Source organism: Veillonella sp. VA139 (assembly GCF_003992005.1).
Classification (GTDB): domain Bacteria; phylum Bacillota; class Negativicutes; order Veillonellales; family Veillonellaceae; genus F0422.
In genome coordinates, this window is the sequence record NZ_RQVL01000001.1 from 148,278 (window position 1) to 161,731 (window position 13,454).

The 13,454-nt window shown below is 40.8% G+C and carries 11 protein-coding genes; 2 read left to right on the top strand and 9 right to left on the bottom strand.

Features of this window, described 5'->3' with window-relative positions; translation table 11 throughout:
• Positions 1-19 precede the first annotated feature (19 nt).
• A complete protein-coding gene (locus EO125_RS00825; protein WP_127147214.1) occupies positions 20-2,152 on the bottom strand; it encodes an outer membrane protein assembly factor in 2,133 nt (710 codons plus the stop codon).
• Between the two features lie 29 nt (positions 2,153-2,181).
• Complete coding sequence (locus tag EO125_RS00830) at positions 2,182-2,682, bottom strand: hypothetical protein (RefSeq protein WP_127147215.1); 501 nt, start codon at positions 2,680-2,682, stop codon at positions 2,182-2,184.
• A gap of 248 nt (positions 2,683-2,930) precedes the next feature.
• On the opposite strand from EO125_RS00830, the gene EO125_RS00835 reads away from it, so the two are divergent.
• Together EO125_RS00835 and EO125_RS00840 are read left to right on the top strand one after the other, a co-directional pair.
• Complete coding sequence (locus EO125_RS00835) at positions 2,931-3,443, top strand: DUF805 domain-containing protein (RefSeq protein ID WP_127147216.1); 513 nt, start codon at positions 2,931-2,933, stop codon at positions 3,441-3,443.
• A gap of 5 nt (positions 3,444-3,448) precedes the next feature.
• Positions 3,449-4,018 carry an SHOCT domain-containing protein gene (locus tag EO125_RS00840; protein WP_127147217.1) on the top strand — a complete coding sequence of 190 codons (570 nt, stop codon included), beginning with the start codon at positions 3,449-3,451 and terminating at the stop codon, positions 4,016-4,018.
• A gap of 178 nt (positions 4,019-4,196) precedes the next feature.
• Here EO125_RS00840 and EO125_RS00845 read toward each other — a convergent pair whose 3' ends face one another.
• From EO125_RS00845 to EO125_RS00875, 7 genes are all read right to left on the bottom strand, one after another.
• Complete coding sequence (locus tag EO125_RS00845) at positions 4,197-5,123, bottom strand: dihydroorotate dehydrogenase (protein ID WP_127147218.1); 927 nt, start codon at positions 5,121-5,123, stop codon at positions 4,197-4,199.
• On the bottom strand, positions 5,123-5,890 hold the full coding sequence (locus EO125_RS00850; protein WP_127147219.1) for a dihydroorotate dehydrogenase electron transfer subunit: 768 nt from the start codon (positions 5,888-5,890) through the stop codon (positions 5,123-5,125). The genes EO125_RS00845 and EO125_RS00850 overlap by 1 nt, the downstream gene beginning before the upstream one ends.
• A 6-nt stretch (positions 5,891-5,896) precedes the next feature.
• Positions 5,897-9,094, bottom strand: coding sequence for a carbamoyl-phosphate synthase large subunit (gene carB, locus EO125_RS00855; protein WP_370447279.1), 3,198 nt, complete (start codon positions 9,092-9,094; stop codon positions 5,897-5,899).
• A 2-nt stretch (positions 9,095-9,096) separates the two neighbouring features.
• Entirely contained in the window at positions 9,097-10,164 is a 1,068-nt protein-coding gene (gene carA, locus EO125_RS00860) for a glutamine-hydrolyzing carbamoyl-phosphate synthase small subunit (RefSeq protein ID WP_127147221.1), read from the bottom strand.
• Positions 10,161-11,450 (bottom strand): dihydroorotase, encoded by a 1,290-nt coding sequence (locus EO125_RS00865; RefSeq protein ID WP_127147222.1) that lies wholly within the window; start codon positions 11,448-11,450, stop codon positions 10,161-10,163. Before EO125_RS00865 ends, carA begins: the two co-directional genes overlap by 4 nt.
• Positions 11,434-12,384 (bottom strand): aspartate carbamoyltransferase catalytic subunit, encoded by a 951-nt coding sequence (locus tag EO125_RS00870; RefSeq protein WP_127147223.1) that lies wholly within the window; start codon positions 12,382-12,384, stop codon positions 11,434-11,436. Before EO125_RS00870 ends, EO125_RS00865 begins: the two co-directional genes overlap by 17 nt.
• Positions 12,385-12,748: 364 nt before the next feature.
• Complete coding sequence (locus EO125_RS00875; protein WP_127147224.1) at positions 12,749-13,261, bottom strand: flavodoxin family protein; 513 nt, start codon at positions 13,259-13,261, stop codon at positions 12,749-12,751.
• Positions 13,262-13,454 lie beyond the last annotated feature (193 nt).

The following is a 13,454-nucleotide window of genomic DNA, read 5'->3' on the forward strand; positions in this document are numbered from 1 at the left end:
ATTTTTGTATCCTCATCAATTAGAATTGTCCACCAAAGCTGAAGTGGAATTTCTTTTGCTTTTTACTAATACCATAGTCGATACGTACTGGACCAATTGGTGTTGTCACACGCACGCCGGCACCGACGGAAGCATTGAATGTTTTAGAATGAGAGAACCAAGGTACATTTGGTGCATCCCAAGCATCACCTAAGTCAGTGAACAGGGCGCCACTTACTTTATTCCAAATTGGGAAGCGATATTCCGCTGTGAAATTGTACATTTTTTTACCACGGTATTGATCATCCTCATAAGCACGAAGAGAATCAGAACCACCAATTGTATATAATTGGCTATATGGTAAATCACCAACAGCCCAACCGATACGACCACGGAACGCCAATACTTGTTTATTGCCTACTTTTTTATACGTTCTAGCTTCGCCAGTAAATTTATAAAAGTTAAAGTTACCTCCTAAGCCATGACCACCCCATTGTAATGTACTAGATAAACGTTTACCACGACTTGGCTCATACACATTATCACGGGAGTCAAACACCTTTTGCCAACTCACACTATTTGTGGTGCCAAAGTTATGTTTAATATATCCCATACTAGCAAATTTATAAGGACCGTTATTCCAACGTCTACCTTGTGCAGTATCCGTGTCATAGCGGAATCCGCTAGAATCTTTATCATCCCAAATATATGTATCTTTACGATGTTCTAATGTTACATAATCACGAGTAAATTCACCAGTCTGACGACCTAAGGAAATATTGAATCCATTGGACTTCCGATCATATGTGGCCACAGATTGTCCTTTTTCATTGTAATCTGTATATTCATTCAATTGGTTATAGTATGTAACGCCAAGGGATGTACCTTTGTTATCAATCCAAGGGCGTAAGTAGGATACGGAGTAATTTTTATATCCAGCCGTACCACCGAACTCCCAGTGAACTTTAATCTTATCACCTGTACCTCGAAGATTATCTTCCCCTACTTCTACGATACCTACAAATCCGTCAGCACCAGAGTAGCCAGCACCTAGCGTGATAGTACCCGTTTTATGTTCTAATACATCTACTTCAATGTTTACGGTTTCTTCTGTGGATCCTTGTGTTAAACGTACGTTTACATCATCAAAAAAACCTAAGTTATATACTTTTTCTACAGAACGACGCACCAAGAATTTGTTAAATGGTTGACCCACTTTCTGGTTAAATTCACGAGTAATCACTCGATTTTTCGTTTTCTTATTGCCATGTGGTGTAATACGTTCTACAATACCTTCTACGATGGAGATATGTAACACCCCATTATCATCTACCGCAACGTCTTTAACATGAGCTAGAATATAGCCATCACGTTGATATGCCGCATTGACGCCTTGTATTTTTTCACCTACTGCAATGGTATTTAATACTGCATTCGTTTCAACACCTAGATATTGTACTAGTACATCTGTATTATATACCGTACTACCTTCTACAGATACACTTTTTACCACAGGATTTAATGTTACATGGTACGCTACTTTCACACCTTCAGGCACTTCTGTGAATACTGGTGTAATTTCTGAAAGAACTCCAGAGCCACCTAAGTTTGCGATTTCTTTTGAAATGCCTTCTATAGTAACAGCATCACCAATTTTGCCTTGCAACAAGGATAGGAATGCTGGCTGATTGGCTGCATCAAGACCTTCAATAGAGATATGTGTAATTGTTTTACCTACATATTTTTGTAATTCTTCTTCGGTTAAAGATGTGAAATAACGAGCTTGTACTTGAGGAATCGCTGTTTCCACACCAGCTGCTTGTGCTTCTTCTAATTTATCACCACCAGCTTTTGTGATGATTTTAACTTCTTTATCATTCGTAGCCAAGGAAGAATTATCTACGCGTTTACGTTGTTCTTCTATGGCATCACGTTGTGCCGCTTCTGATAAACCTTCACGAGCTGCCGCGATGGCTGCTTCTGTTGTTGCATCACCAGCAGCTACTGTTTCTTGGCGTGTAGTATTTTGCTTTCCTAAGTCCGCCATGGACAATTTAGCAATTGTTTTGCCACTTTCCGTTGTCGTAGCATTGTCAGCAAATACGGGAGTTGCACTGATTGCTGCTAGGACAGCAAAAGTTAAAAATTTCTTATAAGATAGGTTTCCCTTCATATATGTTCCTCCTTAGAATATAAAAGGTGCTAATCTCGCAAAATACGTCCACCAGCTTGCACTGCATGTAACATGTCTTTTGAACTAATAGAGGGCTCTGGTGTTGCCTCCACAGTTGGTCTCGTAGTCACTACATGATTCTGTTCTATCACGGTTTCCACTACATTCGTTTCTGCTTGTTCTACAGGTGGTGATTCTTTTACAACCACTGGAGTACTGACCTTACTTGGTTGTACTTCCACCTGTGTGTCAATGACAGGAGTATGCGCGGTATTCCCTGTTTCATGTTGTGATAGCCACCAATGTGTTGCCCCTATGATCCCCACTAGTGCGAATACTACTACGGCTCGTTGTGCATAGGATACAATGGAAGGTTTCCCTTCATTCATTTGCTTCATCTCTGCTTGTGCCAAGAAGAGATGAAAGTTTCCTTTCACACTTCCTTTTGTAGCATAAGACTTTGCCGCTGCATCCAACCAAGCACGAACCATGCGAATGCGTTTTTCCATAGGTGTTGTTACAGGTTCCATACGTTTCTCCTTTCATAGCTATATAATCGTAGTTAGAAAGAAAAAAGTGAACCAACTTTTTACTATCTTTACTATTATACCAATGAACCGCTATTTTGCCTATTTTTTTCTACTAAGTTTCTATGATAGTACCCTACTTTTTTAAAATTTTAATGAAACATCTCTTTCAATACCATCCCATTCCAACATAGTTCGCCAGATATCTCAATCTATGCTATACTTATTCATAGCATGTAAGGAGGTTCCTTATGGACATACTAATTAATGTGGGGATTTCATTTCTTGTGGGCTTACTCTCTCTAATTCTTATACTCAAGATTGAACCTCATAGCCAAGGTGTGTTTAAAACATCTGGTCGTATCAATCGCTTTCAATTTATTATAAGCATATTATTTTTATCTGCTACCATGCATATCTTTAACATGTTTATCCAGCAACTGTTATATGTAGTGGTCATTTTACCAGCCTATTTTGCCATCAAAGCGTTAGCCTACACAGGTTATATCATATTGTTACCTTTCTACTACACCTTATATATCCGCCGTCTCAATGACATTGGATTGCCTGGTCGCTTTATCGGTATCTTAATGGGCATATATATGGTATGTACAAATCTATACATACCATTAAAAAATATATACATCTTACATCTTATTATCATCTATATCCTTCATGGATTCTTAGCCTGTTTCCCTGGTTCTACCGGAAACAACTGCTACGGTTCTCCTACACATTGGCCAAGTAAAAGCAAGAAAGGATAGTCACTATGGGATTCTTCGATTGGTTCACTCGGACCCCAGACCATATCATCAGTTACGCACCTGGTGGTCATACATTGCAAGTTAACATTACCTACAATACAGAAACAGGTCTCTTCACCTATCGCGGTCGCTATGGTACACGGGCGAAGTTTTATGACAAAGATATCGATCATATCGACAACAAAGAGGTAAGTCGCACCCATCGAGTCTTACTCATTCAAGGTCAGGATACTTGTCTCGCCACCCTCGATATTCTTACTAACTTAGTCAATGAAAATTTACAAGCTTGGATTGAATCTCGTGGCACTGTAGCTTACGATTACGATCAACAGCAACGAGGCTTATGGGTTAACACGGCTGCTGTGAAAGCTGCCATCGATGCAGGTCCTCCCGTGAAAACTGCTACCATTGAAGTGGTGGACACCTCAGAGAAGGCTACCAATACATCTAATGTAGTCCCAGTCCTGGATGATCCTATCCTTCGTATCAAACAACTAAAAGAGCTTCTAGACCTAGGAGCCATAACCGACGAAGAATTTCAACAGAAAAAAGAAGAATTGCTCAATCAAATCTAAACACTAAAAGGACTGTTTCCAGTAGCTCTTTCACTGGAACAGTCCTTTTCTGTATTGTATTCAAAGTTCTCCTCTTTAGGTCTTTCCCTATGTTGATATATTTCCTACTAACCACTCTGATTTAGATGTATCGCTGACACTCTAAACCTATAATTGGAAATATTCATTTTTCTCTTAATTAAGGCATGATAATGCCACCAACTAAGTTCGATACATGTTCGATATGTTGGCTTTCACAGTATGCGCTCATTTCACTAGCGATGATGCCAATAGCTCGTGGATCTACCATCGTTGCCGTCCCCACAGACACGATGTCAGCTCCTACTAGCATAAATTCTAAGGCATCTTCACCAGTCATGATACCGCCTCCCCCCATGATTGGGATTTCAATAGCTTGTGCCACTTGATGTGTTAAGCGCAATGCCACTGGTTTCACAGCGGGACCAGATAAACCACCATAGATATTCCCCAATAATGGTTTACGAGTCCGTAGATCTACAGACATCCCTAATAGGGTATTAATCATACTAATACCATCTGCACCTGCCGCTTCTACAGCACGAGCAATCTCTACAATGTCTGTGACATTCGGTGATAATTTCATAATCACTGGCAAATCTGTATGTGCTTTTACCGCTTTACATACAGCAGCCGCACTGTCCGCCTGTACACCAAATGCCATACCACCACATTTTACATTAGGACAACTAATGTTGACCTCTAAGGCTGCTACACCTTCGACAGTCAATGTTTTTGCCATATATTCATACTCTTCCAGTGTATTACCAGAGATATTGGCAAAAATTGGCACATCATATTGTTTTAAATTTGGCAATATATCTGCTACAAATGCTTCTGCTCCAGGATTTTCTAATCCAATACAGTTCAACACCCCAGATGGTGTTTCAGCGATACGTACACCAGCATTACCAGGTCGAGCGGTAGGTGTTAAACCTTTTACAGAAATCGCGCCTACCTCTGTATTGAGGTCTAAGTAACCATCGTATTCCAATCCGAACCCAAAGGTGCCCGATGCTGCTACGATAGGATTTTTCATGGAGATACCACAGAACTCCACTGCTAATTTAGGATCTACAGTAGCCATTAGTAAAACACCTCCTCAGCAGGGAATACAGGGCCATCTTTACATACTTTATACCGTGTACCACTTTTACCTTGACAAGCACAGCCTACGCAACCGCCAGTACCACAACCCATGCGTTCCTCTAAAGACACTTGGCAAGGCACTTCCATTTGTTGCGCTACAGCAGCCACACCTTTCATCATCGGTGTAGGACCACATGTCAAAACTGCATCAAACTGTTCTTCTTTCATTAGTGTTTCCATCACCGTCGTAGGATATCCTTTGGTTCCCAATGAGCCGTCATCTGTAGTGATATGAACGGTCACTGGGCTATCTTTGAACAAGTCTGCCCAGAAAGATTCGCTTGCATTGCGGAATCCTAATATCACATGCACCTCTTGGCCTGGTTGTAACCGATCAGCGATACATAACATGGGCGCAATTCCAACACCACCACCTACGAGTAACATGCGGTCTGCAGTGGTAAACGCTTGACCTAATGGTCCCAAGCAATCTAAGGTATCCCCCTCTTTTAGTTTGGTCATTAGTTCAGTGCCCTTACCTACCACACGATACAATAAGTCGATAGTGCCTGCTTTCGCATCAAATCCTGCATAGCTGATAGGTCGGCGCAACAAGGGAGCTGTGCCCCCTGTAACACGAACATTACAAAACTGTCCTAGTTGTGCCTCTTTTGCTTGTTTTGGTGCATATACGGACATTCTCCATACATCACTGCCTATTTGGGTGTTATGAATCACTCGACCCATTTCTACATATCCACTCATGTATGATTACTCCATTTCATAATCTTGAACAGCATCTACTGTAATTGCATCGCCTGCGGTAGCTCGACTAGCTACAACATGTAAGACTTCACGAGCTGTATCCAAGGATGTTAAGCATGGTACGCCCATTTCTACAGCCAAACGACGCAATTGGAATCCTTCACGCTCTGGTTTTTTACCATAGGTTAATGTATTCAACATCAAGTCCACCTTACCTTCACGAATGAAGTCAGCACAGTTTGGATTACCTTCAGAAATTTTATTTACTATAGTGCAATCCACGTCATGTTCTGTGAAGTAACGGCCTGTACCACCAGTAGCCATAATATGGTATCCCAGATCGATAAAGCCTTTTGCTAAACGAGCTGCTTCTTCTTTATCACGGTCTGCTACAGTCATCAGAATATTACCTTTGTCTGGAATACGCATGTTTGCACCGTGGATGGCTTTGAATAAAGCATCCGCATAGGTGCGACCAATACCCATTACTTCCCCAGTGGATTTCATTTCTGGTCCTAGGGCAATTTCTACTAAGCCCATTTTAGAGAAGGAGAATACTGGTGCTTTCACCGCCACATGTGGACGAGCTGGCACTAATCCCGTTGGCAATCCCAAGCTTTCCAAGGTTTCTCCTAAGGCAATCCGTGTCGCATATTCTACCATGTTGATACCTGTTACTTTACTAATGAAAGGCACCGTACGGCTAGAACGTGGATTTACTTCGATAACATGAAGTTCTCCATTTACCACAATATATTGAATATTTAATACACCTTTTACATTAAGTCCTATGGCAATACGGCGTGTATAGTCTACGATTTGTTCTGTCAACTCTTCCGTCAAATGTTGGGCTGGATATACGGCGATAGAGTCACCAGAGTGTACCCCTGCTCGTTCAACTTGTTCCATGATACCAGGGATACATACATCGATACCATCAGAGATGGCATCCACTTCTACTTCCATACCTACCATGTAACGGTCGATTAACACTGGATGATCTTTCGATGCCACTACGGCTTCTTTCATATAACGATCTAATTCTTGGTCATTATATACTATTTCCATCGCACGACCACCTAGTACATAGGACGGGCGAACAATCAATGGATATTGCAAGCGTTTTGCCGCTTCTAAAGCTTCTTCATCGCTAGTCACCAAAGCTCCCACTGGACGTGGAATTTCCAATTTTGCCAACAATTCATCAAAGCGTTCACGGTCTTCTGCCATATCAATGCTGTCCACAGATGTACCTAGAATGTTTACACCTCGTGCAGCCAACGGTCCTGCTAAGTTAATGGCTGTTTGTCCACCGAACTGAGCGATAACCCCTACTGGGTTCTCCTTGCGGATAATTTCCATCACATCATCTACTGTCAACGGTTCAAAGTACAAGCTATCAGATGTATCAAAATCTGTACTTACTGTCTCTGGGTTATTGTTAATAATGATGGATTTCATACCCGCTTTACGCAATGCCCAAGAGGAATGAACCGAGCAATAATCGAATTCTACCCCTTGTCCGATACGAATAGGGCCAGAACCAAGAACGATCACACTATTTTCACCACGTGGTACTACTTCATCTTCCTTCGCATAAGCACTGTAGTAGTATGGTGTGTGCGCTTCAAATTCAGCGGCACAGGTATCTACATATTTATAGGTTGGATGAATATTCCATTCATTGCGTTTTGCCAACACTTCTTCAGCACTACAATTTGCATATCTAGCAATGACTTGGTCTGGGAAAGAGTAACGCTTCGCAGTGTTTAAATTTGCTTCTGTTACACCATTAGTAGCCAAATCTTTTTCCACCATCACGATATTTTTGATTTTATTGATGAAGAAAGAGTTTATTTTTGTTATGTAACAAATTTTTTCTACACTAATGCCCACACGAAGAGCTTGAGCAATAACATACAAACGTTCATCATCCACTAATTGCAATCGTTCAATCAATTGCTCTGGTGTTTCATGGGCAATCTTTTTCAATTCAATATGGTCTAAACCAATCTCTAGAGAACGGATAGCTTTTAACAGAGACCCTTCCAAGGTTCTGTCGATAGCCATAACTTCGCCAGTGGCTTTCATTTGCGTTCCCAACGTACGGTCCGCCAAATTAAATTTTTCAAATGGCCAACGAGGAAATTTTGTTACCACATAGTCCAAGGATGGTTCAAAGCACGCTTTAGTTTCCCCTGTAACGGCATTTGTAATTTCATCTAAGGTCATACCGATGGCAACCTTCGCTGCTACCTTAGCAATTGGGTAGCCTGTCGCTTTGGAAGCCAATGCCGAGGAACGAGAGACACGAGGGTTTACTTCAATAACATAGTATTGATTACTGTATGGGTCCAAGGCATATTGCACATTACAGCCACCTTCAATTTCAAGATAACGAATGATATCGACAGAGGCAGTACGCAACATTTGGTATTGTATATCATTCAATGTTTGCGATGGTGCCACTACCACCGAATCACCTGTATGTACCCCTACTGGGTCAATATTTTCCATATTACATACAATGATACAGTTATCTGCGCGGTCACGCATTACTTCGTACTCTACTTCTTTCCAACCAGCTACGGATCGTTCTACAAGAATTTGATGGATCGGACTAAGCTTGATGCCACGAAGGGCAATCATGTACATTTCTTCTTCGTTATGAGCAATACCGCCACCTGTACCACCTAATGTATAGGCAGGACGGATGATGATAGGGTATCCGATACGATTAGCAAATTCTACCGCTTCTGCCACATCACTGAAAATATCAGATTCTGGCACAGGTTGGTTGATACGTTTCATCGCCTCTTTAAACAATTCACGGTCTTCCGCTTGCTTGATAGCCTCTAATGTAGTTCCTAAGAGTTTTACATCATACTCTTTTAAAACTCCTGCCTCTGACAATTCCACCGCCATATTGAGGCCAACTTGTCCACCTAAGGTAGCCAACACACCATATGGGCGTTCTTTACGAATAATCTCTGTCACAAACTCCAAAGAAATCGGCTCAATATAAACACGGTCCGCAATATCACGGTCTGTCATGATGGTAGCCGGATTGGAGTTCACTAATACAACTTCATAACCTTCTTCACGAAGAGATTGACAAGCCTGTGTGCCTGCATAATCAAACTCAGCTGCCTGCCCGATAATAATTGGACCAGAACCAATTACAAGAACTTTTTTCTTTTCCATCATTAACCTCTTCTCATCAATGTTTTAAAACGTTCAAACAAATACACATTATCAGTCGGCCCCGGAGATGCTTCTGGGTGATATTGTACCGACATAATCGGCAATTCATTATGCACTAATCCTTCTACAGTACCATCATTCACACTGCGATGGGATACGCGCAATCCAGAACCTTCTAGGCTCGCTTCATCAACTGCATACCCATGATTTTGAGAGGTAATATGAACACGATTCGTATCTAAATCCTTTACTGGATGGTTAGATCCACGATGACCAAAACGTAACTTATACGTTTCACCACCAAATGCACGAGCAATCAATTGATGTCCCATGCAAATGCCAAAAATAGGTTTTTGGCCTACTAATTTTTTTATTTCTTCAACAATTTCAGGTACGTCTTTCGGGTCTCCCGGTCCATTAGACAAGAAGATTCCGTCAGGATTGCAAGCCATCACTGTTTCAGCTTTTGTATAAGCTGGGAAAATTGTCAATCGACACCCTTCATTTTCCAAGGATTGAAGAATATTTTCTTTCACACCAAAATCGTATACAGCTACATGAAACTCTGCTGTATCTTGACCACGGCGACCTTCCCATTTTGTAGTAACACGCATAATATGATCTGTCGCTAATGGTTGTGCTAATAAAGCATCGATTTTCTCTTGTGGTGTATCTGTTGGGCAAATAACCCCTTTCATTACGCCATGGCTGCGGATAGCACGTGTAATTGCACGTGTATCCACATTGTATAAGCATGGAATTCCATGGCTTCTCATATATTCCTCAAATGTTCCCTCATTTTGCCAATTACTAGGGAATGTACACAATTCTCCTACAATCATTGCCTTGCAATAGGGCTTAGAAGATTGATCTACCTCACGTGTGACACCATAATTGCCTACTAATGGGTACGTTAAAGTAATAATTTGATCTGCATATGACGGATCTGTTAAAATCTCTTGATATCCTGTCATCCCTGTATTAAACACTACTTCGCCAACGATTGGCATGCCCCCCAGCAATGTGCCCTCAAAGATAGTTCCATTTTCTAATACCAGTTTTCCTGTCACCCGATTACAACCCCGTCTTTCATTACAATTTGTCCATCTACTACTGTTAATTTTGCTCTACCAGTGACTGTCATACCATCAAATGGGCATGATTTACCACGAGTGTAGAATTTGTTTCTATCTACAGTCCATGTTTCGTCTAAGGAAAGCACTGAAATATCTGCAGGTTTACCTACTTCTAGCACGCCACCGTCTACTCCAATTAATTGAGCTGGTTTTGTACTCATCAAATTGATGATTTCATCAATTGTGAGGATACCTGTTTTTAATACATGTGTAACTACTGCCGCAAAGGATGTTTCCAATCCTGTAAAACCATTCGCTGCACAGCAGAATTCTACGTCTTTTTCTTCATACGCATGTGGTGCATGGTCCGTAATTATGGCATCAATCGTGCCATCTTGCAACGCTTCTAACAACGCTTGACGATGATCTTCAGAACGAATTGGCGGAGCCATTTTGAAATCTGCATTGTAATCTCGCAAATATTCGTCTGTGAAAGCCAAATGTTGACTTGTTACTTCACATGTTACTTTTACACCTTTTGCTTTTGCACGACGTACTTGATCCACAGCTTCTTTTGTACTCACATGTGCAATATGAATATGCCCTCCAGTCATTTCTGCTAGCATAATATCACGAGCTACTGCTAGATCTTCTGCCACAGCTGGACGACCTTTTACACCCATTTCATAGGAAACGATACCTTCATGCATATGACCTTCGCAAGTTAAACTACATTCTTCGGCATGGTCCACAACCATTTTTCCAAACATGGATGAATATTCTAGAGCACGACGCATGAAAGCTGCACTTTCTACATAATGTCCGTCATCGGAGAAACCTACTACACCAGCTTCTGCCATATCACCCATTTCTGCAAGTTCCTTTCCTTGCAAGCCTTTGGACACAGCACCCATAAAATCTACTTTTACAACCCCTGTCAATTCGGCTTGTTTACGCAATCCACGTACTAATGGAGCATTATCTACAACAGGGTTTGTATTTGCCATAGTTACAACACGTGTAAATCCACCTGCTGCTGCCGCTTGCGTACCACTGTGAAAGTCTTCTTTTGCTTCTTGACCTGGTTCACGTAAATGCGTGTGAATATCAATCAAACCTGGTGCCACGATTAAGCCTGTTGCATCATACACTTCTGCTTGGTCAGCTTGTAAGTTTTGTCCAATCGCCGCAATTACACCATTTTCTACAAGAATATCTGCTACTTCATGTTGTCCTTTTGCCGGGTTAACTACCGTACCATTTTTAATCAGCAAGCTCACTACCGTCACCTCCGATAATTGTTAAGTATAAAATCGCCATACGGATGGCTACACCATTACGTACCTGTTCTTGAATAGCAGATGCATCACCATACGCTACATCTGGAGAAATTTCAAGACCACGATTCATTGGGCCTGGATGCAATATTAATACATCATCTTTTGCATTTTCTAAGACAGATTTATTAATACCAAAGATACGTGCATATTCACGATTACTTGGATATAACGCGGAGTGAATCCGTTCTAATTGAATACGCAATACGTTTACTACATCTGCATCTTTCACAGCTTCACGTACATCATGATGAACTGTAACACCCAGTTTTTCTAGTTCTGGATATACTAACGTACGTGGGCCAGCTAGATGTACATCAGCACCCATTGTTTTTAACCCGTAAATATTGGAGCGCGCTACACGGCTATGCATAATGTCGCCTATGATAACTACTTTTAAACCTTCTAATGTAGGTTTATGTTCTAAGATAGAATACATATCTAACAAAGCTTGTGTTGGATGTTCATGGGCACCATCACCAGCATTGATAATAATGGGATCTACGCATTTTGTAGCATATAAAGGAGCTCCTTCTTCACCAGAGCGCATTACGATGGCATCTGTTCCCATGTAAGACATAGTTAATAATGTGTCACGGAAACTTTCTCCTTTTGCCATAGAGCTACCGCTCTTGGAAATGTTGATAACATCAGCTCCTAAATATTTACCTGCTAACTCAAAGGAACTTCTTGTACGCGTGCTATTCTCCATAAATAAGTTAATAATAGATTTACCTTTTAATAATGGATGTTTCTTATTGTCCGATAAAACAATTTTTTTCATTTTTTTAGCTACACGTAAAATGAGTTCAATTTCTTCTTTTGACCGACCTTGCAGTCCTAATAGGTGCTTACCTTTTAAGCTGATTTCTCCCATCATAGCCTCCTTTATAGTACTTCTATACACGCAAAAAGACCTCTTGCCGTAAGGCAAGAGGTCGCATAGTTATAGTGATTCTATTAGTGTATACCTATAGATATATAATTCTCCTACTACGTTCCCTTACTAGCCTCACAGGACTAATTTAAAAGGTTAAATGTGCGCTCTTCGGTCTCTCGTACCGATTCGTTAAGCTTATAAGTATTATAAAGCAAGAGTACTTAAACGTCAAGATATTTCTGTATGTTTTATACTATCTATAGGAACACTATCAAGCAGTCATCAAGTGAAAAAGACTGCCATTTCTGACAGTCTCCTTCGGAGTGTTATTGTATTGCAATCTATTACATAGATAGAAAACTTATAGTTTAGCAATCACTTCTTCAACAAATGCTTTCGCATTAGCCAAATCATTTTCATCTGGATGAGATGCTGCTTGTGCATGACGGGCATCACGTTCAGCGCTCTTACCATGGCTATGTCCTTCTGGGAACATTTTGTACATCATTTCGATTACTTTTGGATCCACTTTGCCTTGGCATTTGAAATAACCTACTGGTGTTTGACCATTTGGTAACAATTTTGCAGCTGCTTCTACAGTTTCTTGCGCATGAGGAGATACTGGTGGAACCCCCAATGTACAGAATAAAGCTACTTTTTCATTTTTGATTTCTTTAAGTACTGCTTGTGCCGCTTTATCAGCATTACCTTGGTCCGCCCAGAAACCCATAAATACTACATCATAAGATGACAAATCAGCTGGAACTTCTTTCACAGATACACATGGTGTACCAGCAGGCAAAGCACTTGCCATAGCTTCTGCTACTAATTTTGTATTGCCTGTACGGCTTGAATAAACTACGATTGCTTTCATTCATTTTCCACACTTCTAAGAAGTGCGCTCCTTTTACATAACATATAAATACTATAAATAGTATACCATTATTTTGTATATAACACTGTAGCCCAAGGCACAATGTTCATATATCAGATATACATCCGCAGGCATTGCCTGCGGATACTGCACTCTCATTACAGAAGTGATTTTAAACGTACTATAGTATGAT